We start from the raw sequence: 24,672 nt of genomic DNA on the forward strand, positions 1-24,672 counted from the left end.
CAGAAAACGTCAGATGTGTAACAAGATGCGGCGGCACAGCGGCACGCCAGAAATGCAAAACGGGCCGATGTGAACATCACACCGGCCCGCAACTTTACTCGATAAGGATCACGCCGGTGCGGTGGCGCTACCGGGCTTGACCTCAGTGCCCGTGCTGCCGCCCGACGACGCGTCGCCCGGCGACGGCGTGCTCTTCGGCGAGCGCGGCGGACGGCCGGCCATGATGTCGTTGATCTGGTCGGCGTCGATCGTTTCCCACTCCATGAGGGCCGCGGTCATGGCTTCGACCTTGTCGCGGTTCTCGTCGAGCAAGCGCTTCGCGAGGTTGTACTGCTCGTCGAGCACGCGGCGGATTTCCGCATCGACTTTCTGCTGCGTCGCTTCCGAGATCGCACGCGTGAAGCCCTTGCCGAACGGGCCACCGTCGTTGTCGTCGTCGGCGTAGACCATCGTTCCGAGCGCGTCGGTCATGCCGAAGCGCGTGACCATGGCGCGAGCGGTTTGCGTGGCCTTGTTGAAGTCGTCCGACGCGCCCGTGCTGATCAGGTTCATGAACAGCTCTTCCGCCACACGGCCACCGAACAGAATGGCCAGACGATCCAGCAGATAGTCCTTCGAGTACGTTTCGTTGTCGTGCTCGGGCAACTGCCACGTCACGCCCAGCGCGCGACCGCGCGGGATGATCGTGACCTTGTGCACCGGGTCCGCCTTCGGCAGCAGCTTCGCGATCACCGCGTGACCCGACTCGTGGTACGCCGTGGCGCGCTTCGCTTCTTCGCGGATCACCGCCGACTTGCGCTCCGGACCCATGAAGATCTTGTCCTTCGCGTCTTCGAAGTCCTGCATTTCGACGATGCGCTTGCCGCGGCGCGCCGCGAACAGCGCGGCTTCGTTCACGAGGTTCGCGAGGTCGGCGCCCGAGAAGCCCGGCGTGCCGCGTGCAATGACCGCTGCATCCACGTCGTTGGCGATCGGCACCTTGCGCAGGTGCACCTTCATGATCTGTTCGCGGCCGCGGATGTCCGGCAGGCCCACATAGACCTGGCGGTCGAAACGGCCCGGACGCAGCAGCGCCTTGTCCAGCACGTCCGAACGGTTGGTTGCCGCGATCACGATGACGCCCGAGTTCGCCTCGAAGCCGTCCATCTCGACCAGCATCTGGTTCAGCGTCTGCTCACGCTCGTCGTTGCCGCCGCCCATGCCGGCGCCACGATGGCGGCCGACCGCGTCGATTTCGTCGATGAACACGATACACGGTGCATGCTTCTTGGCCTGCTCGAACATGTCGCGCACGCGGGCCGCGCCCACGCCGACGAACATTTCGACGAAGTCCGAACCCGAGATGCTGAAGAACGGCACCTTCGCTTCGCCGGCAATGGCGCGCGCCAGCAGCGTCTTACCCGTACCCGGAGGGCCAACGAGCAGCACCCCGCGCGGAATGCGTCCACCCAGCTTCTGGAATTTTTGCGGATCGCGCAGGAAGTCGACGAGTTCGGACACTTCTTCCTTCGCTTCGTCGCAGCCCGCGACGTCGGAGAAGTTGACCGCATTGTTGTTCTCGTCGATCAGGCGGGCGCGCGATTTACCAAAGGAGAACGCCCCGCCTTTGCCGCCCCCCTGCATCTGTCTCATCATGTAGAACCAGAACACGATGATGAGTATGGTCGGCCCGAGGTAGTACAGCGCGGAAACGAGCGCGTTCGGCTCTTCGTCAGCCTTGCCGCTCACCTGCACGCCATATTTCATCAGGTCGCCGACCATCCAGATGTCGCCTGGGGAGACGATCTGGTATTTCTGGCCATCAGCCGGAGTGACCGTGAGGTTCCGCCCCTGCACCACGACGCTCTTGACCTTGCCGTTCTTCGCGTCGTCCATGAACTGCGAATAGGAAACGCCTTCCTGGACACGGGGCTTGTCGAACTGCTTGAACACCGTAAACAGCACCAGTGCGATTACCAGCCACACTGCTGCCTTCGAAAACATGTTGTTGTTCAAAGCACCACTCCTTCACTCATAGATGGGCGCCTACATTTGCCTTGCGACTGCGACACCACCAAAGCATTCTAATCCAGTACACGGACCCCTGCCATAACGTTTCGCTACCGCAGGAATAGCCCGAGCGCCTTGTCCTGACCGCCTCTCGGGGTCATTTTGCGACCAGATTGCGCCATTTGCACGGCAATCATGCCCCGTTTAACAGGGACGCTTCAGATGTTTACCCAAAATAAACGTTTCGGACGATTTATCACGCGAAGCCTTCGGTTTGCGTGCCGCCACGACCTTGAACTGCTGCTTGAACTTCTCGACGATCTGACTGTAACCGCTGCCGTGGAAGCATTTGACTAAAAGGGCTCCATCGGGTTTCAGATGATTCTGCGAAAACTCGAGCGCGAGGTCGCACACGTGCTCGATGCGTGCCGCGTCTGCAGACGCGACCCCCGAGAGATTGGGCGCCATGTCCGAAATTACAAGGTCGACCGGGCGGCCGCCCACCAATTCTTCCAGTTGCGCGAGCACCTCGTCGTCGCGAAAGTCGCCCTGCAGGAACTGCACGTCGGAGATGGGTTCCATCGGAAGGAGATCGAGCGCAATGATCGTGCCGTCGATCCCACCCTGCCGCTGGTCGTCGCGCTTCGTGCCTTGCGCGAGCTTGTTGCGAGCGTACTGGCTCCAGCTGCCGGGCGCCGCGCCCAGGTCCACGATCACCATGCCGGGGCGGATCAGCTTGTCCTGCTCGTCGATTTCCTTCAGCTTGTAGGCAGCGCGGGCACGATAGCCCTCCCGCTGTGCCATTTTCACGTACGGATCGTTGATATGGTCGTGCAGCCACGACTGGTTGAAGCGATTTTTTGCCATTAAAGATGAACTCTTGCTGCGTGATTCCGCGCTTTTAGCGGATAATACGCGTTTTATTCGTGCGGCCGTCGCGGCCCGCCTGGCCGGATGTTTGTTGCTCCGCCGGCGTTTTTTGCCCGCGCCCTGCCGTTCCCCACGGTTTTCCGTAGTTCCGACGCGCTTTGCCCGCTGGCGGCCCGCTTTTCGCGGACCGCAATCCACGTCTGCCCAGGTTGTCAATTCACGCCTGTCGACCCGCGCGGCGCCGTCATTTTAGTCGAGTCTGCCACATCCCATGCCCGCCCTCACTCTTTCCGCCGAACAGCGCTCCGAGCTGCGCTCCCAGGCTCACGCGCTCAAACCGGTCGTGCTCATCGGCGCCGAGGGACTGACCGACGCCGTCCTCAAGGAAATCAAGGTTCACCTTATTGCGCACCAGCTCATCAAGGTGCGCGTGTTCGGCGACGAGCGCGAAGAGCGCCTCGCGATCTACGAAGAGATCTGCGACCGCCTGAGCGCCGCCCCGATCCAGCACATCGGCAAGCTGCTCGTCATCTACAAGCCCGAAGAAGCCAAGGCGAAGGCCACGACCGCGCGCGCCGGCGCCCGCGGCACCGTGTCGCGCCCGGCCGCCGACGTACCGAGCGCTCGTGAAGCGGGCAAGCGCGGCGCCGCGCCGCGCACCGTCAAGGTCGTCAAGGCCAGCGAGAACCCCATGCGCAAGCCGAAGGCGCAAAAGGTGACGGTCAAGGGCAACGAGCGCGTCACGCAAGGCGGCAACATCAAGCGCGCCAAGAAACGCCAAACCAGCTCCAAGCGGGCCCACCAGGGTTCGAAGTAAAAAAGCGCGGCCTTCGAGCCGCGCTTTTTTTCGCCTGGCCCGGCTTCAGGTCGTTTTCAGTGCGGAGCGGTTTCCATGCGCCGCGGCAGCATGCCGCGCGCCGAAGGCAGCAGCCAAACGAGCCACGCACCCAGCAAGCTCTGCACGAGATAGAACAGGCTCGACACGCCGTGCAGCAAGCCGAAGCGGCTCGCATACGGCGAACTGGCCACGTCCATGCCCGCGCTCATCGCCTGAACGCGCAACGCGTTCATGAACGGCTGCAGCGCGAAATAGCCGATCAGCACGCACAGCAGCATGGCGGCCAGAATCCAGCGCAGCCGGCGATAGCCCAACGCGCCGCGGCGCACGAGCACGCTCGAGAGCCCGAGCAGCAGCAGCCCGCACACCACGCCGATCAGACCTTCGAGGCGAAACAGCTGCGCGGCGAGCTCGCCCGCCACCGGCCTGTCGAGCGACGCGAACAGGACGGGGGCGACCGCATAGCCGATGGTCAGCTGACTGCCGACCCACAGCATGGCGAGCAGCCCGAAGAGGCGGTGCGCAACGAGCGAAACGGGAGTGGCGGAACCCACGTGGCTTGCAGTACTCACGTCGACGCGCCCTCAGACGTAGCGGACCTCGATGACCTCGTATTCGCGCACGCCGCCGGGGGCCTGCACTTCGGCGACGTCGCCTTCGGACTTGCCGATCAGCGCACGGGCGATGGGCGAGCTGACCGAGATCAGGCCGTGCTCGAGATCGGCTTCGTCGTCGCCGACGATCTGGTAGGTCACCGTCTTGCCCGAATCGAGGTCTTCGAGATCCACGGTCGAGCCGAACACCACGCGGCCGTCTGCTTCGAGCGTGGCCGGGTCGATGATCTGCGCGGCCGCCAGTTTCGACTCGATCTCGGCGATGCGGCCTTCGATGAAGCCCTGCTTTTCCTTTGCGGCGTCGTATTCCGCGTTTTCCGACAGATCGCCCTGCGCGCGCGCTTCCGCGATCGAATTGATGACCGCCGGACGCTCGACGGACTTGAGGCGCTGCAACTCTCCGCGGAGTTGGTCTGCACCGCGCTTGGTCAAGGGAATCGTGCTCATAAACAACTCGTACGGCCCAAAAGGGCCTAAAGGAGACCGCGCCACGCACGCTTGTCGCGCACGTTGCGGCCATAAAAAAATTCCGCGGTTAAGTGCATCCCGCGAGGGCGGCTGCGCGGTCTGGCGCAGCCTGAAACCCTGTTGGGACGCCGCTTAACCGCGGCACATTCAGCTTTTGTAGCCTGCCTCGTCGAACGTTAGACAGACAATGGAAGCCTTAGTTTAGGCGAGCATGCAGGCCTTGTAAATCATAGACTTCCAGGTTCTTCAGGTAGCGCAGACCCTCGACGGCCGCACGGGCGCCCGACATCGTCGTGTAGTACGTGACCTTGTTGGCCTGCGCGCTCATGCGGATCGAACGCGAATCGGCGATCGCGGAGCGGGTTTCGTCGACCGTCGTGAACACGAGCGAAATCTCGCCATTCTTGATCATGTCGACGATGTGCGGACGGCCGTCCTTCACCTTGTTCACGACCTTCACCGGCACACCGGCCGCCTCGATCGCGGCAGCGGTGCCGCGCGTGGCGACGATCGGGTAGCCGAGTTCGTGCAGCATGCGCGCGACTTCGACAGCCTTGGGCTTGTCGGCGTCCATCACGGTGATGAAGACGGTGCCCGACTCCGGCAGGCGCGAGCCCGCTGCGAGCTGCGACTTGAAGAGCGCTTCACCGAAGGTCTTGCCCACGCCCATCACTTCGCCCGTGGAACGCATTTCCGGTCCGAGCACCGGGTCGACGGTCGGGAACTTGATGAACGGGAACACCGCTTCCTTCACGCTGAAGTACGGCGGCACGACTTCCTTCGTCACGCCCTGCTCCGCCAGCTTCTGGCCGACCATCGCGCGCGCCGCGATCTTCGCGAGCGGCAGGCTGGTCGCCTTCGAGACGTATGGCACGGTACGCGAAGCGCGCGGGTTCACTTCCAGCACGTAGATGATGTCCTTCTTCGAACCGTCATCCTGCGGCACTTGCTGGATTGCGAACTGCACGTTCATCAGGCCGACCACGTTCAGCGCCTTGGCCATCGCGGCAGTTTGTCGCTTCAGTTCGGCGACCGTTTCCTGCGACAGCGAGTACGGCGGCAGCGAGCAGGCCGAGTCGCCCGAGTGCACGCCCGCCTGTTCGATGTGCTCCATGACGCCGCCGATGAACACGTCCGTGCCATCGGAGATGCAATCCACATCGCATTCGATCGCGTCGTTCAGGAAGCGGTCGAGCAGCACCGGCGAGTCGTTCGACACCTTCACGGCCTCGCGCATGTAGCGCTCGAGGTCGCGCGGCTCGTGGACGATTTCCATGGCGCGGCCGCCCAGCACGTACGACGGACGCACGACGAGCGGGTAGCCGATTTCGTCGGCGAGCTTGAGCGCTTCGTCTTCGGCGCGTGCCGTGCGGTTCGGCGGCTGGCGCAGGTTCAGGTCCTGCAGCAGCTTCTGGAAGCGCTCGCGGTCCTCCGCGGCGTCGATCATGTCCGGCGACGTGCCGACGATGGGCACGCCGTTCGCCTCGAGGTCGAGCGCGAGCTTCAGCGGCGTCTGGCCGCCGTACTGCACGATCACGCCAACCGGCTTTTCCAGGTCCACGACTTCGAGCACGTCTTCGAGCGTGAGCGGCTCGAAGTACAGACGGTCGGACGTGTCGTAGTCGGTCGAGACGGTCTCGGGGTTGCAGTTGACCATGATCGTTTCGTAGCCGTCTTCGCGCATCGCGAGCGCGGCGTGCACGCAGCAGTAGTCGAACTCGATACCCTGGCCGATCCGGTTCGGGCCGCCGCCCAGCACCATGATCTTCTTGTTGGCGGTCGGGTTGGCCTCGCACTCTTCCTCATAGGTCGAGTACATGTAGGCGGTTTTCGTGGCGAACTCGGCCGCGCAGGTGTCAACGCGCTTGTAGACCGGGCGCACGTTCAGCTCGATACGACGCTTGCGCACGTCCGTGGCGTTGCTGCCCAGCAGCTTCGCGAGACGGCGATCCGAGAAACCGCTTTGCTTGAGGTAACGCAGCTCGTCCTTCGAGAGACTTTCGAGCGTGCGGCCCTTGCATGCCTCTTCCTTCTTGACGATCTCTTCGATCTGCGCGAGGAACCATGGGTCGATCGCGGTCTCTTCGAAGATCTCTTCGCGCGTCATGCCCACGCGGAACGCGTCGCCCACGTACCAGATGCGGTCCGGACCGGCTTCGCCGATCTCGCGGATGATCTCGTCGCGGCTCGTGGTCTTTTCGTCCAGACCGTCGACGCCGACTTCGAGGCCGCGCAGCGCCTTCTGGAACGACTCCTGGAACGTGCGGCCGATCGCCATGACTTCGCCCACCGACTTCATCTGCGTGGTGAGGCGCGGGTCGGCTTCGCGGAACTTCTCGAACGCGAAACGCGGAATCTTCGTGACGACGTAGTCGATGGTCGGCTCGAACGAAGCCGGCGTCTGACCGCCCGTGATTTCGTTCTTGAGCTCGTCGAGCGTATAGCCCACGGCCAGCTTGGCCGCGACCTTGGCGATCGGGAAGCCCGTGGCCTTCGAAGCCAGCGCCGACGAACGCGACACGCGCGGGTTCATTTCGATCACGATCATGCGGCCCGTGCGCGGGTCGATCGAGAACTGGACGTTCGAGCCGCCCGTATCCACGCCGATCTCGCGCAGGACCGCCAGCGAGGCGTCGCGCAGGATCTGGTATTCCTTGTCGGTGAGCGTTTGCGCCGGCGCGACCGTGATCGAGTCGCCGGTGTGGATGCCCATCGGGTCGAGGTTTTCGATCGAGCAGACGATGATGCAGTTGTCCGCCTTGTCGCGGACCACTTCCATCTCGTATTCCTTCCAGCCGAGCAGCGATTCTTCGATCAGCAGTTCGCGCGTGGGCGAGAGGTCGAGGCCGCGCTTGCAGATCTCTTCGAACTCTTCACGGTTGTAGGCAATGCCGCCGCCGGAACCGCCCAGCGTGAACGACGGACGGATCACGACGGGGTAGCCGCCCGAGCCGGTGGCTTCGGCGATTTCGCCTTGCACCTTGAGCGCCTCTTCCATCGAGTGCGCGACGCCCGACTTCGCCGAACCAAGGCCGATCTTCGTCATCGCGTCCTTGAACTTCTGGCGGTCTTCGGCCTTGTCGATGGCTTCCGGCGACGCGCCGATCAGCTCGACGTTGTACTTCGCAAGCACGCCGTGGTGATGCAGGTCGAGCGCGCAGTTCAGCGCGGTCTGGCCGCCCATCGTCGGCAGGATCGCGTCCGGGCGCTCCTTCTCGATGATGCGCTCCACCACTTCCCACGTGATCGGCTCGATGTACGTGACGTCGGCCGTGTTCGGGTCGGTCATGATCGTCGCCGGATTGCTGTTGACGAGGATGACCTTGTAGCCTTCTTCACGCAGCGCCTTGCATGCCTGCGCGCCCGAATAGTCGAACTCGCACGCCTGGCCGATGATGATCGGACCCGCGCCGATGATGAGAATGCTCTTGATGTCTGTCCGCTTGGGCATAACGCTCTCGCTAAATATTCCTGTGTCTTTTACGTCTGGCGGCTCGCGGGTGACTCAGCTTGCCGCCCGGGTGCGCGCGTGGGCCGTCGTTCTTCGAACCGGCTCGCTGCGCACCCTGCTCTGCTTTTGCGCTCGATGCGGCGCTTACGCCGCCTTGGCCTTGTCCATCAGCGCCGTGAAGCGGTCGAACAGATAGCCGATGTCCTGCGGGCCCGGCGACGCTTCCGGGTGGCCCTGGAAGCAGAACGCGGGCTTGTCGGTCAGCTCGAAGCCTTGCAGCGTGCCGTCGAACAGCGAAACGTGCGTGACGCGCGTGTTGGCCGGCAGCGTGGCGGCATCCACCGCGAAGCCGTGGTTCTGCGACGTGATGACGACACGACCGTCGGCCAGATCCTTCACCGGATGGTTCGCGCCGTGGTGGCCCGTTTTCATCTTCATGGTCTTCGCGCCCACGGCGAGGCCCATGATCTGGTGGCCGAGGCAGATGCCGAAGGTCGGGATGCCGCGCTCGATGAAGGCTTGCGTCGCCTTGATCGCGTAGTCGCAGGGTTCCGGGTCGCCGGGGCCGTTTGAAAGGAACACGCCGTCCGGGTTCAGTGCGAAGGCATCTTCAGCCGTCGCTTGCGCCGGCAGCACTGTGACGTCGCAGCCGCGCTCGGCCAGCATGCGCAGGATGTTCTGCTTCACGCCGTAATCGAACGCCACGACCTTGTACTTCGGCGCCGATTGCGTGCGGTAGCCTTCACCCAGACGCCATTCGGTGGTGTTCCACTTGTACGGCTCGTCGGTCGAGACGACCTTCGCGAGGTCCATGCCCGCGAGGCCCGGGAACGAGCGCGCGAGTTCGATGGCCTTCGCTTCGTCGTCGGAGCCTGCGAGGATCGCGCCGTTCTGCGCGCCCTTGTCGCGCAGGATACGCGTGAGCTTGCGCGTATCGATGCCGGCGATGGCGACTACGCCTTCGTCCTTCAGATACTGGCCGAGCGTGCGCTCCATGCGGAAGTTCGAGGCGAGCACAGGCAGGTCGCGGATGATCAGACCGGCGGCATGGACTTTCGTGGCTTCGACGTCTTCGGCGTTGACGCCGACGTTGCCGATATGCGGATACGTGAGGGTGACGATCTGGCGAGCGTAGCTCGGGTCAGTCAGGATTTCCTGATAACCGGTGATGGCCGTGTTAAACACGACTTCACCGATCGTATGACCCGGCGCGCCGATCGAGTAACCACGAAAGACCGTGCCGTCGGCGAGCGCGAGCAGAGCGGGAGAGAATGACGGCAACACGGGAGACTCCTTGGGGGAGCACCCTGTGCCGACCTGTTATCCGACGTTGCGATCTTGCGACCTGTGGGAGCGGCTGCGGCGTCGGCACCCCTTTCCGTGAGGATCAGGATGCGCGCGCGGCTCGCTCGCTTGCGCGACTCTTCGTGTGCGGTCGACCGTTGTGGCGCCGGGCCACGAGCGCGCGTTTGTGACGCAGGATCGGGCGGCAGCCGGCCAGTTGACGATGAAGCGCGGGCGGCGGATGAACGGATGGGAGGAGGTAGGCGCTAGGGTGCGGGTTGATAAGCTCAAACCTTGAAATTATAGCGCGAAAGTCACCTTTCCTTCAAATTTCAGGATGACGCTGGCGACGGGGAGCGTGCTCGCGGCCCGGTGCATGGCCCTTTCCACTATAGCGGGCGGGGGCGCAGCGGCAAGCGTCGCCCGCACGGCGCCGCACCGAATCACGCCCTTTATGTTTGGGACCCGCCAATGAAAACGCCGCCACCTGGCGGGGTGACGGCGTCAAACACAACAAAAACGGAAAAGTGATCGGAGCGAAATACCATGCGCTGCCCCCGCAACGCATGTTTGAGCACCCTTCGCCAGCCGCTATTTTGTATGGTGTTTCTGCGTGTGGGTGTCGGCCTTCGGGCGGCTCGCCGTACCCTTCGACGCCTTGCTGGGCGCAGCGCTGACCGTCCTGGCCTTGAAAGGTTCGGAAACCTTGACGACCTCGGTGCGCGCGCGACCGTGCTTCTTATCGTATCGCGACTTCGACCCGGTGTCTGCAACGCGGGTGCCAATTCGCTGCACTCCACCACCAGAAACGTTCGTTGCCAGACGCTCCGGTCCTGGCTCGCTCGGCATTGCCTTGTTGACCGGTACGTGCAAAACCAGCACCTGGCCGGGCGCGACGTAGTCGCGGCGGGTCTTGTTCCACGCCTTCAACTGGCCGAGCGACACGCCATAGCGGCTCGCCACGGCTTCCATCGACTGCTTGCGGCGTACGCGGATCAGCATCTTGCGCGTGTCGGGTACGTCCGGCTCCATGGCCAGCACCGCGCTTTCCGCCACGTCGGCGCTGATGTCCTCGTCGTCGCCGTCGTCGGTGCGCGGCACCACGAGCGTCGAGCCCGCCTTCAGGCGCATGCCCGCCGGAATCTTGTTCACCGACATCAGCGTATCGGCGTCCACGCCGATCTTCTGCGCGATCGCCGCAGGCGTGGTGCGCGAGTCGGTCGTGTAGACGGTCCACGACGAAAGCTGACCGGAATAGGCCTTCAGGTTGCGCTCGAACGCGCTCGCGTTGTCGAACGGCAGCAGGATCTGCGGGTCGGTCGCGCCGAGAATCACGGGCTTCTTGAACGACGGGTTGAGCGAGCGGAACTCGTCGGTCGTCATGTTCGCGAGCTTGGCGGCGACGTCCACGTCGATGTCGTGCGAGGTCGTGACCGTGACGAAATACGGGTGGTTCGGAATGGATGGCAGCGTAAGCCCGTACTGCTGCGGGTTCATCACGATGTTCTTGACCGCCTGAAGCTTCGGCACGTAGTTACGTGTTTCGCTGGGCATGCGCAAGCTTTGATAGTCGGTCGGCAGGCCCGCCGCCTCGTTGCGCGCGATGGCGCGCTGCACGTTGCCCTCGCCCCAGTTGTAGGCGGCCAGCGCGAGATACCAGTCGCCGAACATGTCGTGCAGGCGCGAGAGATAGTCGAGCGCGGCGCTGGTGGAGGCCAGCACGTCGCGGCGCTCGTCCTGCCACATGTTCTGCTTGAGGTTGTAGGTGCGCCCCGTGCCCGGCACGAACTGCCACATGCCGGCGGCCTTCGCGACCGACAGCGCCTGCGGGTTATAGGCGGACTCGATGAACGGCAGCAGCGCGAGCTCGGTAGGCATGTGACGCGCCTCGAGCTCTTCGACGATGTGATAGAGGTACTTCTGCGAACGCTCGGTCATGCGCGCGACGTAGTCGGGCCGCTGGGCGTACCAGTTGGCGTTCATGTCGACGAGGTCGCTCTGCAGGTCGGGCATCTGGAAGCCGCGGCGAATGCGTCCCCAGAGGTCGGCGTCGGGGCTCGTCAACTGATCGACGGAGCCTTGATCGACGTTAATGGTTTCTTTCGCAGCGGAGGTCTTACGAATGAGGTCGGCGTTGGCCTGGGCGTTGGCTGGTGCTTGAGAACTCGCAGACGGTCCCCCGCTCGCACAGGCGGCGAGCATGAGGACCAGCAGCGCACTGATTATGAATCGCATGAAAATCTACATCCGCATGGCTGGAATTTGCAGCCGATAGTACGGAACGTGCCGGTTTCCGTCAATCGGAATTAATGGAAAAAAAGCCATGAAATCCGCAGCTTGGGCGTGATTCCATACGATTGGGTTGAGCATGCCCCCTGACCCGGCTGGGTCAGCGGAACCGATTCTTCCATTCACGCAGCATTGCGAAAGCCGCCAGCCGGTCCGGCACCGATTCGTGCAGCGCCTCTGAGAGCGCGGCTTGCACCGCCGCATTGCCCGCGCGCAGGAAAGGATTGACGGCGCGCTCGTGCGCGATCGTCGTAGGCAGAGTCGGCACGCCGCGCTCGCGCAGCGCCGCCGCCTCGCGGCTCCAGTCGCGCAGATCGCCGTTTTCGGGATCGCAGGCGAGCGCGAAGCGAATGTTCGACAACGTGTACTCGTGTGCGCAATGCACATGGGTATTGCCGGGCAGCGCCGCGAGTGCGTCGAGCGAGTCGAGCATCTGCGCGGGCGTACCCTCGAAGAGGCGGCCGCAGCCGCAGGCAAAGAGCGTGTCGCCGCAGAACACGTGAGGTGTGCCGGTGGCATCGGCCGCCTGGAAATACGCAATATGGCCACGCGTATGGCCAGGCACATCGATCACCGTCAGGTCGAGCGCGGGTGCATCCAGATGGACGGCGTCGCCACCCTTCACGCGCGTGACGAATCCATCGAGCGAGCCGAGCGCCTCGCCGGCCGGGCCGTAGACGGGCACGCGTGCGTCGGCGAGCAGGTCGGCCACACCGCCGACATGGTCGTTGTGGTGATGGGTGAGTAAAATAGCGACGAGCCGCCAGCCGCGCTTCGCGAAGTACGCGCGAACCGGAGCGGCGTCGCCCGGATCGACGGCAACGGCATTCCGGCCGTCCGAAACGACCCAGATGTAATTGTCTTCAAAAGCCGGAACCGGTACGTACTCGTAGGCGCACGCATCGCTCGAACGCGCGTACTCAAGCGGATTCTTCATGGGGCGACGTATTCTTCGACATGTCTGACCGATTGATTATAGACTGGCCCGCCTGGACCGCCTCGCCCGCTGGCAGGTATGTGCTCGGCTGGGAGCAGGAGCAGCTCGACCGCGTGGTGTCGAACATATTCGGCTACCATGCGCTGCAGCTCGGCCTGCCGCAGCTCGACGCCCTGCGCGAGAACCGCATGTCGTGCCGCGGCCTCGTGCTCGATGCCGCCAGTGCTGCAAGCGCACCCTACTCCGTACCCGGCGCGTCGGCCCATTCCCACCCGAACGGCGGGCAAACTCCGCCCGAGGCAGGCGGCGCAACAGCGGACCGCACGCCGGCTGCGGGCGGCGGTTCGTTGCTTCACGCGCCCGCGGGCCGCAGCACTGTCTGGTGCGACTTTCTCGATCTGCCGTTCGAGGCGCAGAGCGTCGACCTCATCGTGATGCCGCACACGCTCGAATTCACGAGCGACCCGCACCGTCTGCTGCGCGAAGCCGAACGTGTGCTGATGCCCGAAGGGCAGCTGCTGATCGTCGGGTTCAACTCGCTTTCACTGTGGGGTGCGCGCCAGTCGGTCGGCAAGCTGACCGGCCATCCGTTCCTGCCCGCGCGCCAGGACCTGATCGCGTTCACGCGTCTGAAAGACTGGATCAAGCTGCTGGGCTTCGAGCTTGAACGCGGGCGCTTCGGCTGCTATCGTCCGCCGCTCGCGACGGACCAGTGGCTCGGCCGCTACGGCTTCATGGAAGCCGCCGGCGACCGCTGGTGGCCGATTTTCGGCGCTATCTATATGGTGACGGCGATCAAGCGCGTGCGCGGCATGCGCCTCGTCGGCCCATTGAAGGTCAAGAAGCCGGTGCTGGCCGCGAGCCTGAAGCCCGCGGCGACCACCCCCTCCCCAACACGCAACAAGGACTCATGAGCACACCCGACTTCGTCGAAATCTTCACGGACGGCGCCTGCAAGGGCAACCCCGGCCCCGGCGGCTGGGGCGCGCTGCTGCGCTTCGGCGCGCAGGAAAAGGAACTGTTCGGCGGCGAGGCCGGCACGACCAACAACCGCATGGAGCTGATGGCGGTGATCGCCGCACTCGACGCGCTCAAGCGCCCGTGCAAGGTGATCGTGCATACCGACTCGCAGTACGTGCAAAAAGGCATCAGCGAGTGGATTCACGGCTGGAAGAAGAAGAACTGGATGACGGCCGCTAAAACGCCGGTCAAGAACGACGACCTCTGGAAGCGTCTGGACTCGCTCGTCGCCCAGCACGAGATCGAGTGGCGCTGGGTGAAGGGTCACGCCGGCCACCCGGAGAACGAGCGCGCCGACGCGCTCGCGAACCGCGGCGTCGCCACCCTCGCGGAACTCTGAGACCGCTGCTTTCCAGGACCGCTTCGCGGCGGCCTCACGCTTTCACGCCTTACAAGACATGCGCCAGATCATTCTCGATACCGAAACCACCGGCCTGAACGCCCGCACGGGCGACCGCATCATCGAAATCGGCTGCGTCGAGCTGGTGAACCGCCGGCTCACCGGCAACAACCTGCACTTCTACGTGAACCCGGAGCGTGACAGCGACCCGGGCGCACTCGCCGTGCACGGCCTCACGACCGAGTTCCTCTCCGACAAGCCGAAGTTCGCCGAAGTCGCGGACGAGATCCTCGACTTCATTCGCGGCGCGGACATCATCATCCACAACGCGCCGTTCGACATCGGCTTTCTCGACGCCGAACTCGCGCTACTCGGCAAGCCGGGATTCAAGGAGCACTGTGGCGAGGTGATCGACACGCTCGTGCAGGCCAAGCAGATCTTCCCGGGCAAGCGCAACTCGCTCGACGCCCTGTGCGACCGCTTCGGCATCAGCAACGCGCACCGCACGCTGCACGGCGCGCTGCTCGACTCGGAACTGCTCGCCGAGGTGTACCTCGCGATGACGCGCGGCCAGGAAAGCCTCGTCATCGACATGCTGGGCGAGCACGCCGCGCCCGGTGCGGCCGCCGCGCCGCGCATCCAGCTCGAGTCGATCGATCTGCCGGTGATCATGGCGAGCGACGAAGAAATCGCCGAACACAACGCCGTGCTCGACGGTCTCGACAAGGCGATCAAGGGGACGTCGGTTTGGCGCACCGAGCCGGCTCCCGCCGAAGCCAATGCGGCCGATGCGCAAAATGCTTAAAAAGGGCTTTACAAGATCGAAAACACCCTGCATAATCTCCATCTCTTCGGGTGGTTAGCTCAGCGGTAGAGCACTGCCTTCACACGGCAGGGGTCACTGGTTCGATCCCAGTACTACCCACCAGAATTCCTGGTGTTGGTAACGACAAGCACCGAAGAATAAAAGGCCTCGTTGCGAAAGCAACGAGGCCTTTTGCTTTGGGCTTCGGCATTGCGCGAAACATCCGGTCGGCGCGTTTCACCGTCAGCAATCCGAATCAAACAATCGAAGGATCTAGACCGATGCCGCGCGCCATGCCCGTGGCCGCGAATACCATCACGACAAGCATGAGCGTCTGCCATCTGCCGATAAGTGCGTATTTCGCCGCGCCGGTGAGATCCGGCACGTCGCCGCGCCGCACGGCGAGCCTCCAGCGCAGCAGCGCCATCATGGGTGCGATTTCGAGCAGAAGGATCAGCACGAGCGCGGCCATCTTTACGAGAAAGAGCGGCTCGTGGATGTAGTACGCAGCGCCCTTCTCGAAACCGCCGAACGCACGCATTGCGCCAGTCACGATCAGGACGACCGCCGAGCCGCCCCAGCCGTTGTCGGCGCTGAAGATCATCGGCAGGTCTTCGGTCGACGTGCAGCGGCGCAGGCCGCGCGTGCGCCGCAGGATCGAAGCGAGCGCAAAGCCGAAGGCGAGCAAATGAACGGCGGCGAGCAACCAGCGTATCAGCATTGCAACTCCTTCCGGTGGACGACAGGAACGGCAAGCAATGGTAAAGCGGCGAGAACGCGGACGTCGCGCAACGCGGCCGGGCCACGGGCCGTCAGACCTGCTTGAGCGCGATGTCGAGGGCGCGTGCAGCGGTGCGGTCGCCTTCGGAGGCGAGCCCCACGCGAAACACAGTCTGACGGTTATGGCCCGCCGCAGCGGGCGAATCCCAGAGCAACTCGATCTTCGCGCGGCGCGCGGGCTTGCCCGCAGGCGCTGCAGCAGAGGATGCCGATGCCGGCCGCTGCGCAGCGGGCGCGCCCGGCTCAGGCGTGGCCGCAGACTGGCCGGCCCCCAGCGTTGCAGTGGTATCCGTGGTATCCGCGGCATGCGCAGCATCCGAAACAGCAGCCGGTTCGGCGACGCCACCCGCGGGCGCAGGATCGCCGGTCTGCGGCGGCGCGGGCAAGAGCGCGGGCCCGGACGCAACGGCCCCGCCCTGCGCCGCACCGCAGAGCCAGCGCACCGACAACTCGCGGGCATCGTACTGGCCTACCTTACGGCTCTCCCGCCAGACGACTGTCGTGCGCGTCGCAGCATCGATCGAAACGGCGAAGCGCCCGATCGCGAAGCGCCGCGCGGCGAAGTTGCTGCGCCAGAGCGCGCGCGGCCGGCAGATCCAGACCACGGCGGCATAGAGCGCGGGGGCGGCAACCAGCCAGCCGTTGGTGTCGGCCACGGCGTGGATGGTGCGACGCCAGCCGGCGGTCCAGACGAACACGCCGATCGAGCCGATTGCGAACAAGAGGCCGAGCACGCCGAAAAATCGCAGCGCCTGACGCAGCCACTGGGGCAGCGGGTGAAACGGCCGCTCGACGCGCGCCTTGGCGCCCGGCAGCACGATCAGCAAAAACAGGAAGACGAGATTCAGGCTTGCCGCCGGCGACGACGCCATGCCTTCGAGCGCGGCGACGAAGTTCATTTGCGCCATGGAGTGCAACCAGCGCGCGAGGATTACGAGCCCGATCGCGCGCAGCGCGAAAAGCGTCCCGGCACCGGGTACGGTGGCCGTGGGCGTCGGTCGGGTTCTGGCCAAGGGTATTCTCCTCTGTCGACCGGAGTTGACGCTTTAGCGTCTTACTCTGGTCCCATGCATAGCTGTCGACCAGAGTTGACGCTTTAGCGTCTTACTCTGGTCCCATGCAAAGCTGTCGACCGGAGTTGGCGCTTTAGCGTCTTACTCCGGTCCCATACAAGGCACGCTTTCGTGGGCGCTGCGGATTTTACGGCACGGCCATTATAGGGACATTAAGCGTGCGCCTCACCCGCCGCCGCCGCGAATGTGACAACGCCCCGGTGCATTGCACCGGGGCGTTGGGGAACAGCGGGAAAACCGGGCGCGCCGCAGCGCGTCCAGTTTCGGTACGTAGCTTAGCCGGCGTTGACTTCGCGCAGCACGGTGCGATGCTTCTGGCGCAGCAGTTCTTCGTACACGGCCACGTAATTGCGTGCCATCACCTTCGACGAGAAGCGTGCCTCGAACGCGGCGCGCACCTTCTCGCGCGGCAGCGTCGACAGGCGCTTGACCGCCGCGACTGCGCTGATTTCGTCCTCGACGACGAAGCCCGACACGCCGTTCTCGATGACTTCCGGCACCGAGCCGCGCTTGAACGCGATGACCGGCGTACCGCAGGCCATGGCTTCGATCATGACGAGACCGAAGGGCTCCGGCCAGTCGATCGGGAACACCAGGGCATGCGCATTGCCGAGGAACTCGCGCTTTTCGTGCTCGCCGATTTCGCCGATGTACTCGACATGCGGCAACGCCATCAGCGGCTTGATGACTTCTTCGTAGTAGGCGCGGTCGGCCTTGTCGATCTTGGCGGCGACCTTGAGCTTCATGCCCGCCTGGCCGGCGATGCGGATCGCCCGGTCAAGACCCTTCTCCGGCGAAACGCGGCCGAGGAATGCGAGGTAGCCGGGCTCGACGTTCGGAATCGGCGTGAGCACGTCTTCCGGCAGGCCGTGGTACACGGTCTGCTGCCAGTTGGCCTGCTGCAGCGGAATACGCTGGTTGTCCGAGATCGACACCACCGGCACGTCGTTGAACGCATTGAACACCGGCTGCAGTTCCGGCAGGTCCAGACGGCCGTGCATGGTCGTGACGAACGGCACCGGCTGGCGCTGGAACAGCGAGAACGGGTAGTAGTCAATGTGGAAGTGCAGCACGTCGAACTCGTCCGCGCGGCGGCGAACTTCTTCGAGCAGCAGCATGTGCGGAGCCATCACGTCGCGAATCGTGGGGTCGAGGCGCAGTGCCTGCGGCCAGAACGCTTCGAGCTTTGCCGAGGTGATCGAATCGCCGCTGGCGAACAGCGTGACATCGTGGCCCTGTTCGACCAGCGCTTCGGTCAGGTAGGAGACCACCCGTTCCGTGCCGCCGTACAGCTTGGGAGGAACCGCCTCGTGCAACGGAGCGATTTGAGCGATTCGCATAGTGGTGAACTCCTTCCTCGTAATAAATCGGGCAATAGACTGCAAGTTTGACAATCGACCTATGCAGGCTGCGGCTTCCTTGTCGCCACGCGCCTTACAGGCGTTCCATACCGCTAACCGCGCCGGAAATCCGGACACAGACCCGACGCAGTTGTGAAGCGGCAAGAGAGCGCACACGCGGCGGTTCAGGCGGTAAACGCGCAGGGTTCGCGGCCGTTGACACAGAAGCTGTCAAATTCCCTACGCTGTCCGAGTCGGCATTATCCCGGTCCAGGGTAAATACCGGCTAGATCATTTCAAAGTCTTTACGTTGTTACACACCGGAAACACTCCGCAACCCATTGTTTTCCAAGAGAGTTCTAGATTGGGTGCTGCGCTGCGGGAAGCAACTGCGCGCGATTGTCGCGGCTCTTGTGCGCATGAATCGATCCTGCTCGTTTCCGGGTTCGCAACCGGCCGACAGCGTGTTGCGAGCAAGCACACCGCTTTTCCGAATGCAATCGGTAATTCTATCTCTAAAACACCTATCTCTAAAACGATCCACGATTCCTGTTGAACCTCCACTGCAACAACGTGTCCCCAATCTGTATCCCGCGCTATCGTGTCGCGATATGATGCGCGTCCGCCGGGCACAGGCGGTGCGCCAGGCCCGTGGGGTGTTTACAATGCGGTAAGTCCGCCTTCGTTGCCGCGCGCCGGAAGCCGTTCATCGCCGGAGCGCCCGCTATCTTCCTTGAACTTGCACGGACGAAATTCCGTCAGACCGACCACCCGATCAATTGGAACATCTGACTCCCGCTCAGCGTAACGCCCACAACGCCAAGCTCGCGAGCTATGCGCGGCGCCCGCTCGCGTTCCTTTTCCGCTACATCAAGCGCCATCCGTTCGCCCATACTGTCGTGCTCGCGAGCGTGTTCGCGGCCGTCGGCTGCGCGCTTGCGTCGCAGTACGCCATCAAGCATCTGATCGACGTGCTCGGAGCGGGACGCCACCATCCGGGCCCGCTGTGGACCGCGTTCGCCATCCTCGTCGGCCTGATCGCCGCCGACAACCTGCTCTGGCGGGTCGGCGGCTGGTTCGCAGCGCACACCTTCGTCGCCGTGACGGGCGACCTGCGGCGCGATCTCTTTCAGTATCTGAGCGGGCACTCGCCCACTTACTACGCCGAAAAACAGCCCGGCACGCTCGCCAGCCGCATCACGGCGACGTCGAACGCCGTCTACACGGCCGAGAACACCACCGCCTGGAACGTGCTGCCGCCCTGCATCGCCGTGGCCGGCGCGATCGTCATGATCATCGTCGTGAACCCGCTGATGGCGGCGGGCCTCCTGCTCTGCTCTGCGATCCTTTCGGTGATCCTCTTCAAGCTGGCTGGGCGCGGCTCGTCGCGCCACCACACCTTCGCCTCGAAAGCGGCCGCGGTGGATGGCGAGCTCGTCGACGTGATCGGCAACATGGCGCTCGTGCGCGCCTTCGGTATGACGTTCCGCGAGCAAAAGCGCTTCGGCTCGACGGTCAAGGCCGAACTCGACGCGCGACGCTCGAGCCTGCTCTATCTCGAAAAGCTGCGTCTGCTGCACGCCGTGATCACGGCCATGCTGTCCGCCGGCCTGCTCGGCTGGGCGCTGTGGCTGTGGGATCAGGGCAAGGCGACGTCGGGCGACATCGTGCTGGTCAGCTCGCTCGGCTTCACGATCCTGCACGGCACGCGCGATCTGGCCGTGGCGCTCGTGGACGTGACCCAGCACGTGGCACGCCTCGCCGAGGCCGTGCAGACGCTGCTGGAGCCGCACGGCATGCCCGACCGGGACGACGCCAAGGAGCTCGTGGCTCAGGGCGGCCGCGTCGAATTCGAGGGCGTGACCTTCGCGTATCCGCACCGCAAGCCGATCCTCGACCATTTCGACCTGCGCATCGAGGCCGGCCAGCGCGTGGGGCTGATCGGCAAATCGGGCGCAGGCAAGACGACGGTGCTCGCGCTGCTGCAGCACTTCTACGACACCCAGGGCGGCGCCATCAAGATCGACGGCCAGGACATCGCGCACGTTACGCAGGACACCCTGCGCCACGCCATCGCGCTCGTGCCGCAGGACATCTCGCTGCTGCACCGCTCGATCTACGAAAACATCGCCTACGGCCGCCCCGAGGCGAGCCGCGAGGAAGTGCTCGCCGCGGCCCGCGAGGCGCGCTGCGCCGAATTCATCGAGGCGATGCCCGAGGGTTACGACACGATCGTGGGCGACCGCGGCGTGAAGCTGTCGGGCGGCCAGCGCCAGCGGATCGCGATCGCGCGCGCCATTCTCAAGAATTCGCCGATCCTGCTGCTCGACGAGGCCACCTCGGCGCTCGACAGCGCGTCCGAAGAGGCCATCCAGCAGGCGCTCGACCGGCTGATGGTGGGCCGCACGGTGATCGCGATCGCGCACCGCCTCTCCACGCTCAACAACTTCGACCGCATCATCGTGATGAGTGCGGGCAAGGTGATCGACGACGGCAGTCCGGAAGAACTGCGCAACCGTCCGGGCCTCTACCGCGACCTCCTCGCCAAGCAGTACGGCAAGCAGGCCACGCTCCATCTGGGCAGCAAGAAGGCCGACGAAAAGCACGTGGCCTGACGCCACCCCGCATGCGGGCGCATCGCCCGCTGGTCTTGCCCCAGACTCCCGGACGCAAAAAAGCCGCTTCAGTGCATCGACTGAAGCGGCTTTTTTTCGCTCTCGAATGGGAGCGAGGCGCGGGTGCTCAGCCCTGCGCGCGCTCGAGCGGCGGCAAGCTCACCCCTTGCCGCACGCAGACCCGGCCGAGATCGCGCATGAAGCGGTCGCGCCAGACCGAGACATTGTTCTCGCGCAACTGGGCCATCATGTCCTGATAGCGCGCGAGGCGCTCGGCAAGCGGCATGGAGAGCGCGGCGCCCAGCGCATCGGCCATGCCGTCGATATCGAGCGGATTGACGATCAGCGCGCCGGAAAGCTCCTGCGCCGCGCCGGCAAAGCGCGAGAGCACGAGCACGCCCGGGTCCTCGGGGTCCTGCGCCGACACGTATTCCTTGGCGACGAGGTTCATGCCGTCGCGCAGCGGCGTGACGTAGCCGACGTTCGACGCCCGGAACAGCGCGGCCAGCACCGCCCGTTCGTACTGGCGGTGGATGTACCAGATCGGCGTCCAGTCGAGTTCCGCGTAACGGCCGTTGATACGCCCCGACTCCGCCTCGAGGCGCAGCCGGATGTCCTGATAGGCATGCAGGTCGGCACGCGTGGGCGGCGCGATCTGCACGAACGAGACCTTGTTGCGCTGCGCCGGCGTGTGGTCGAGCAGGCGTTCGAAAGCACGGAAGCGCTCCACGAGCCCCTTCGAGTAGTCGAGCCGGTCCACGCTCATGATGACCTTGCGCCCGTGCAGCGTGGACTTGAGCGTACGCACCGGCTTGCCGCGCTCGCCGGCCTTGGCGAGTTCCGCGATCTCGTCGGGATAGACGCCGATCGGGTAATCGCCCGCGCAGAGCGTCTGCCCGAACGCCTCGATGCGCGTGAGGCCGTCCGGCTGCATCGCCGTCGTGCCTCCCGCCTCGTTCACGATGTAGTCGCAGAAGGCGCGCAGATCGGGCTTGGTCTGGAAGCCGAGCAGGTCGAACGCGCACAGCGCCTCAACCAGCTCGCGATGCGGCGGCACCGCCAGCAACACCTGCGAGGCCGGAAACGGAATGTGCAGGAAGAAGCCGATGCGGTTCTTCACGCCCGCCGCGCGCAATGCCTGGGCGAACGGGATGAGGTGATAGTCGTGGACCCAGATCACGTCGTCTTCGCGCAGCAGCGGCACGAGCTGCTGCGCGAGCCACGCGTTCACGCGGCTATAGCCCTCGTAGTCGTGGCGGTCGTACTGGACGAGATCGGCGCGGTAGTGGAAGGCGGGCCAGAGCGTGGCGTTCGAGAAACCGCGGTAGTACTGGTCGTAGTCGCGCCGCAGCAGGCCGATGGTGGCGAAGGTCACGGGACCGCGCTCTTCGAGGGCGATCTGCGGCTGGCCGGAGGTGAGCACGTCCCCGCTCCAGCCGAACCACATGCCGCCGGTTTCCTTGAGTGCGTCGTACACGCCCACCGCGAGGCCGCCCGCGGCCGGACCGCCTTCGGAAATCGGCGCGACGCGGTTCGACACGATGATCAATCGGCTCATGAGGGGCGGGGTCCGTGCAGGAAATCGGGAAGGCGTGGCGCGCGCGAGGCGGGGCTTCGGCTCGGCCAGGTCAGGCAGTCTACGTGGGCAATGAAGTGAGGCATGCGCGCGGTCATCGGGCGCCTGGCATGGCGGCGACCAGCGATGCGAGCCAGCCGATCAGCGCTTCGACCGAGTCGACGCGCGTCTGCGCGATGGTGTCGCCGCCGCCGACCTTGATTGACAGCCCGCCGAGCGCGTTGACGACGGCGAAGCCCTTTTCGTCGGTCAAGTCGTCGCCGGCGAACACCGGGCTACGGCCCGCGAACGGCGGCTCGTCGAGGAACGCGCGCAGCGCGCGGCCCTTGTCGACGTCCTTCGGCTTGATTTCGTAGACCATTTTGCCGGGCTGCAGCACGTAGGCGTCGGCGTAGTCGGCGGCGAGGCGCTCGGTCGCGGCGCGCGCTTCGGCTTCTCGCTCCGGCGCGTTGCGGTAGTGCAGCGCGAGCGACGCGCCCTTGATCTCGAGCAGCATACCCGCATGCGTGCGCACGACCTCCGCGAGCACCTGCTCCATGTGCAGCAGACGCTGGTCGTTGAAGCCGACACGCTGCGTGTCGCCGTTGGCGTCGCGCCGCTCGGCGCCGTGCAGGCCGGCCACGGGCAGATCGGGCATGCCGAGGAAACCGTCGATGCTCTCGATGCCGCGACCGGAGACGATCGCCACCGCGCCGTGCGTCGCGCGGCGCAACTCGCGCAGCAGCGCGAGCATCTCCGGTCGGACGAGCACGCCATCGGGCGTGGGCGCGAGCTCGACGAGCGTGCCGTCGAAATCGAAGAAAAATGCCGTCTGATCAGGCGGCAGGACTGCCGGAAGTGCTTGCATTGCGTTCTTTTCACCCATCGGCCTCGCTGGCCGGGTATGGCCCCGGGCTGCGCCCAGGGAAAGTGTGCGAATCTTACCGCGCCTTGGATCGATTATCGAGAAAGTGAGGGCTGACCGCCTGTGCAGGCATTCCCGGACTCGAAGATGCGGCATATTGACGCGAGCGATCGGCACGACCGGGCCACTCGCGACCGCGCGGACCCAATTTTGCTACAGTCGCAGCGACAAGCCGAGCCCCATGGTCTGAGCGAGCGCGGCCAACGTGATCCAATCGAGTCGACGACATTGCCTTTGTTTGCCACCTTCGAGCGCACGCTGCGCACGTTCCGCACCCGCCTGAGCCGCCACCTTCGCGGCCACCTTCGCGGCGGCATGCGTAGCCTGCGGCACGCGGCGGTGGTGGCCGGCGCGGTACTGCTCGCCGCGTGTTCGCACCCGGGCGAGGCGTGGCAGCTCACGAACGTGAGCGGTCATCTGCCCGACCTGGACTTCGCGCTCACGGCCGACAACGGCCAACCCGTGACCGGCACCAGTTTTCGCGGAGACACGACGCTCGTCTATTTCGGCTACACGCATTGCCCGGACGTCTGTCCGGAAACCATGGCGCGCCTGATGCAGGTTATAGCGAAGCTCGGCCCCGATGCGGACAAAGTGCGGATACTCTTCATCAGCGTCGATCCGGCGCGCGATACGCCGCAGGCACTTCACGCCTACGTCGGCGCGTTCGACGCCCGGCATGCGCGCGGCCTGACCGGCACCGATGCCCAGATCGAGTCGCTCGCGCGGCGCTACCGCGTGGCCTATCAGATGGAAAAGCGCGACCCCGACGGCGACTACGAAGTCACGCACAGCTCGGCCGTCTATGTGTTCGACGCGCAAGGTCATGCGCGCCTGCTCGCCACCGACCACGACTCTGCGGACGCGATCGCGCATGACCTGCGCCGCGTCATCAACGACACGGCGTGAACGCATGCGGCCTCGCCGGTCCAATCATCGGGTTTTGACGCAACAGCAATCGCAACAGGAAACGTTATGACGAAGAACCTCAAGTCACTCACCGTCTCGCTCGGCTGCGCGCTGAGCACCTTCGGTGCGCTCGCCGCCTTCGCGCCCGGCGCACACGCCGCCGCCGGCACGCTGACCGCGCAGGACGCATGGGTGCGCTGGCTGCCCAACGACCTGCCGGCCGCGGGCTACGTGACGCTCAAGAACGATGGCGACCAGCCGGTCGACCTCGTGGGTGTCTCGAGCGACACTTACGGCATGGTCATGCTGCATCAGACGGTCTCGAATGGCTCGACGCAGAAGATGGTCATGGTGCACAAGGCGACGGTGCCCGCGCACGGCACGCTCGCCATCGCGCCGGGTGGCTACCACCTGATGCTGGAGAAAGCGAAGCACAAGGTCGCGCCGGGCGACACCGTGAACGTGAAGCTGCAGTTCTCGGACGGCGAAACGCTCGACACGCCGTTCGCGGTCAAGCCGCCCTCGGGGCAGTAAGGCCGCGGTAACACCACCGCGTGCGCATTCAAGACT

The 24,672-nt window shown here is 64.8% G+C and carries 20 protein-coding genes and 1 tRNA gene; 8 read left to right on the forward strand and 13 right to left on the reverse strand.

The genetic code is table 11. From position 1 onward, the window contains the following. Window positions 1-108 precede the first annotated feature (108 nt). Window positions 109-1,995, reverse strand: coding sequence for an ATP-dependent zinc metalloprotease FtsH (gene ftsH, locus AB4Y43_RS06770; protein ID WP_069262540.1), 1,887 nt, complete (start codon window positions 1,993-1,995; stop codon window positions 109-111). 198 nt (window positions 1,996-2,193) lie between these two features. Continuing rightward, window positions 2,194-2,856, reverse strand: coding sequence for an RlmE family RNA methyltransferase (locus AB4Y43_RS06775; RefSeq protein ID WP_342945988.1), 663 nt, complete (start codon window positions 2,854-2,856; stop codon window positions 2,194-2,196). Window positions 2,857-3,130: 274 nt separating this feature from the next. Here AB4Y43_RS06775 and AB4Y43_RS06780 point away from each other — a divergent pair, with 274 nt between their 5' ends. Next, the gene (locus AB4Y43_RS06780; RefSeq protein ID WP_368616061.1) at window positions 3,131-3,676 is read left to right on the forward strand and encodes a YhbY family RNA-binding protein; all 546 of its coding nucleotides are present in this window, start codon (window positions 3,131-3,133) and stop codon (window positions 3,674-3,676) included. Window positions 3,677-3,732: 56 nt separating this feature from the next. Here the strand turns inward: AB4Y43_RS06780 and AB4Y43_RS06785 are convergent, their stop codons facing one another. From AB4Y43_RS06785 to gloB, 6 genes are all read right to left on the reverse strand, one after another. Next, on the reverse strand, window positions 3,733-4,194 hold the full coding sequence (locus AB4Y43_RS06785; RefSeq protein WP_342945987.1) for a DUF4149 domain-containing protein: 462 nt from the start codon (window positions 4,192-4,194) through the stop codon (window positions 3,733-3,735). An 87-nt stretch (window positions 4,195-4,281) separates the two neighbouring features. Beyond that, entirely contained in the window at window positions 4,282-4,758 is a 477-nt protein-coding gene (greA, locus tag AB4Y43_RS06790) for a transcription elongation factor GreA (RefSeq protein ID WP_042261359.1), read from the reverse strand. Window positions 4,759-4,975: 217 nt separating this feature from the next. Beyond that, window positions 4,976-8,230 (reverse strand): carbamoyl-phosphate synthase large subunit, encoded by a 3,255-nt coding sequence (gene carB / locus AB4Y43_RS06795; RefSeq protein WP_368682093.1) that lies wholly within the window; start codon window positions 8,228-8,230, stop codon window positions 4,976-4,978. A 144-nt stretch (window positions 8,231-8,374) separates the two neighbouring features. Next, entirely contained in the window at window positions 8,375-9,514 is a 1,140-nt protein-coding gene (gene carA / locus AB4Y43_RS06800) for a glutamine-hydrolyzing carbamoyl-phosphate synthase small subunit (RefSeq protein WP_069262544.1), read from the reverse strand. A gap of 591 nt (window positions 9,515-10,105) precedes the next feature. After that, entirely contained in the window at window positions 10,106-11,749 is a 1,644-nt protein-coding gene (locus AB4Y43_RS06805; protein WP_368727295.1) for a transglycosylase SLT domain-containing protein, read from the reverse strand. A 154-nt stretch (window positions 11,750-11,903) separates the two neighbouring features. Next, complete coding sequence (gene gloB / locus AB4Y43_RS06810; RefSeq protein ID WP_368727296.1) at window positions 11,904-12,740, reverse strand: hydroxyacylglutathione hydrolase; 837 nt, start codon at window positions 12,738-12,740, stop codon at window positions 11,904-11,906. A 20-nt stretch (window positions 12,741-12,760) separates the two neighbouring features. On the opposite strand from gloB, the gene AB4Y43_RS06815 reads away from it, so the two are divergent. From AB4Y43_RS06815 to AB4Y43_RS06830, 4 genes are all read left to right on the forward strand, one after another. Then, on the forward strand, window positions 12,761-13,654 hold the full coding sequence (locus tag AB4Y43_RS06815; protein ID WP_069262547.1) for a class I SAM-dependent methyltransferase: 894 nt from the start codon (window positions 12,761-12,763) through the stop codon (window positions 13,652-13,654). After that, window positions 13,651-14,100, forward strand: coding sequence for a ribonuclease HI (gene rnhA, locus AB4Y43_RS06820; RefSeq protein WP_069262548.1), 450 nt, complete (start codon window positions 13,651-13,653; stop codon window positions 14,098-14,100). Before AB4Y43_RS06815 ends, rnhA begins: the two co-directional genes overlap by 4 nt. Before the next feature lie 58 nt (window positions 14,101-14,158). Continuing rightward, the gene (gene dnaQ, locus AB4Y43_RS06825) at window positions 14,159-14,905 is read left to right on the forward strand and encodes a DNA polymerase III subunit epsilon (protein ID WP_342945462.1); all 747 of its coding nucleotides are present in this window, start codon (window positions 14,159-14,161) and stop codon (window positions 14,903-14,905) included. A 48-nt stretch (window positions 14,906-14,953) separates the two neighbouring features. Continuing rightward, window positions 14,954-15,028, forward strand: a tRNA-Val gene (locus AB4Y43_RS06830). A 133-nt stretch (window positions 15,029-15,161) separates the two neighbouring features. Here the strand turns inward: AB4Y43_RS06830 and AB4Y43_RS06835 are convergent. The 3 genes from AB4Y43_RS06835 to AB4Y43_RS06845 form a co-directional block, all read right to left on the reverse strand. Beyond that, the gene (locus AB4Y43_RS06835) at window positions 15,162-15,626 is read right to left on the reverse strand and encodes a DUF2214 family protein (RefSeq protein WP_368727297.1); all 465 of its coding nucleotides are present in this window, start codon (window positions 15,624-15,626) and stop codon (window positions 15,162-15,164) included. Window positions 15,627-15,717: 91 nt separating this feature from the next. After that, on the reverse strand, window positions 15,718-16,698 hold the full coding sequence (locus AB4Y43_RS06840) for a hypothetical protein (RefSeq protein WP_368727298.1): 981 nt from the start codon (window positions 16,696-16,698) through the stop codon (window positions 15,718-15,720). Window positions 16,699-17,033: 335 nt separating this feature from the next. Beyond that, entirely contained in the window at window positions 17,034-18,098 is a 1,065-nt protein-coding gene (locus AB4Y43_RS06845; protein ID WP_069262552.1) for a glycosyltransferase family 4 protein, read from the reverse strand. Between the two features lie 779 nt (window positions 18,099-18,877). Here AB4Y43_RS06845 and AB4Y43_RS06850 point away from each other — a divergent pair. Continuing rightward, window positions 18,878-20,713 (forward strand): ABC transporter ATP-binding protein, encoded by a 1,836-nt coding sequence (locus AB4Y43_RS06850; protein WP_342945460.1) that lies wholly within the window; start codon window positions 18,878-18,880, stop codon window positions 20,711-20,713. 127 nt (window positions 20,714-20,840) lie between these two features. Here AB4Y43_RS06850 and otsA read toward each other — a convergent pair whose 3' ends face one another. Both otsA and otsB read right to left on the reverse strand, forming a co-directional pair. Further along, the gene (otsA, locus tag AB4Y43_RS06855; protein WP_368727299.1) at window positions 20,841-22,271 is read right to left on the reverse strand and encodes an alpha,alpha-trehalose-phosphate synthase (UDP-forming); all 1,431 of its coding nucleotides are present in this window, start codon (window positions 22,269-22,271) and stop codon (window positions 20,841-20,843) included. A gap of 112 nt (window positions 22,272-22,383) precedes the next feature. Further along, window positions 22,384-23,136, reverse strand: a complete 753-nt coding sequence (otsB, locus tag AB4Y43_RS06860) for a trehalose-phosphatase (RefSeq protein ID WP_342945458.1) — start codon at window positions 23,134-23,136, stop codon at window positions 22,384-22,386. 372 nt (window positions 23,137-23,508) lie between these two features. Between otsB and AB4Y43_RS06865 the strand changes: the two genes are divergently transcribed. Both AB4Y43_RS06865 and AB4Y43_RS06870 read left to right on the forward strand, forming a co-directional pair. Then, on the forward strand, window positions 23,509-24,102 hold the full coding sequence (locus AB4Y43_RS06865) for an SCO family protein (protein ID WP_368727377.1): 594 nt from the start codon (window positions 23,509-23,511) through the stop codon (window positions 24,100-24,102). 66 nt (window positions 24,103-24,168) lie between these two features. Then, a complete protein-coding gene (locus AB4Y43_RS06870; RefSeq protein WP_368727300.1) occupies window positions 24,169-24,636 on the forward strand; it encodes a copper chaperone PCu(A)C in 468 nt (155 codons plus the stop codon). The last annotated feature ends 36 nt before the right edge of the window (window positions 24,637-24,672 follow it).

The organism is Paraburkholderia sp. BR10872, from assembly GCF_040965835.1.
GTDB classification, from domain to species: domain Bacteria; phylum Pseudomonadota; class Gammaproteobacteria; order Burkholderiales; family Burkholderiaceae; genus Paraburkholderia; species Paraburkholderia nodosa_A.

Excerpts from the sequence above, each read along its gene's own strand:
- otsA (WP_368727299.1), bottom strand. The coding sequence starts at position 22,271 with ATGAGCCGATTGATCATCGTGTCGAACCGCGTCGCGCCGATTTCCGAA.
- greA (WP_042261359.1), bottom strand. The coding sequence starts at position 4,758 with ATGAGCACGATTCCCTTGACCAAGCGCGGTGCAGACCAACTCCGCGGA.
- AB4Y43_RS06780 (WP_368616061.1), top strand. The coding sequence starts at position 3,131 with ATGCCCGCCCTCACTCTTTCCGCCGAACAGCGCTCCGAGCTGCGCTCC.
- AB4Y43_RS06845 (WP_069262552.1), bottom strand. The coding sequence starts at position 18,098 with ATGCGAATCGCTCAAATCGCTCCGTTGCACGAGGCGGTTCCTCCCAAG.
- carB (WP_368682093.1), bottom strand. The coding sequence starts at position 8,230 with ATGCCCAAGCGGACAGACATCAAGAGCATTCTCATCATCGGCGCGGGT.
- AB4Y43_RS06865 (WP_368727377.1), top strand. The coding sequence starts at position 23,509 with ATGCGTAGCCTGCGGCACGCGGCGGTGGTGGCCGGCGCGGTACTGCTC.
- rnhA (WP_069262548.1), top strand. The coding sequence starts at position 13,651 with ATGAGCACACCCGACTTCGTCGAAATCTTCACGGACGGCGCCTGCAAG.
- gloB (WP_368727296.1), bottom strand. The coding sequence starts at position 12,740 with ATGAAGAATCCGCTTGAGTACGCGCGTTCGAGCGATGCGTGCGCCTAC.
- otsB (WP_342945458.1), bottom strand. The coding sequence starts at position 23,136 with ATGCAAGCACTTCCGGCAGTCCTGCCGCCTGATCAGACGGCATTTTTC.
- AB4Y43_RS06785 (WP_342945987.1), bottom strand. The coding sequence starts at position 4,194 with ATGCTGTGGGTCGGCAGTCAGCTGACCATCGGCTATGCGGTCGCCCCC.
- AB4Y43_RS06775 (WP_342945988.1), bottom strand. The coding sequence starts at position 2,856 with ATGGCAAAAAATCGCTTCAACCAGTCGTGGCTGCACGACCATATCAAC.
- AB4Y43_RS06805 (WP_368727295.1), bottom strand. The coding sequence starts at position 11,749 with ATGCGATTCATAATCAGTGCGCTGCTGGTCCTCATGCTCGCCGCCTGT.
- AB4Y43_RS06815 (WP_069262547.1), top strand. The coding sequence starts at position 12,761 with ATGTCTGACCGATTGATTATAGACTGGCCCGCCTGGACCGCCTCGCCC.
- AB4Y43_RS06870 (WP_368727300.1), top strand. The coding sequence starts at position 24,169 with ATGACGAAGAACCTCAAGTCACTCACCGTCTCGCTCGGCTGCGCGCTG.
- AB4Y43_RS06835 (WP_368727297.1), bottom strand. The coding sequence starts at position 15,626 with ATGCTGATACGCTGGTTGCTCGCCGCCGTTCATTTGCTCGCCTTCGGC.
- dnaQ (WP_342945462.1), top strand. The coding sequence starts at position 14,159 with ATGCGCCAGATCATTCTCGATACCGAAACCACCGGCCTGAACGCCCGC.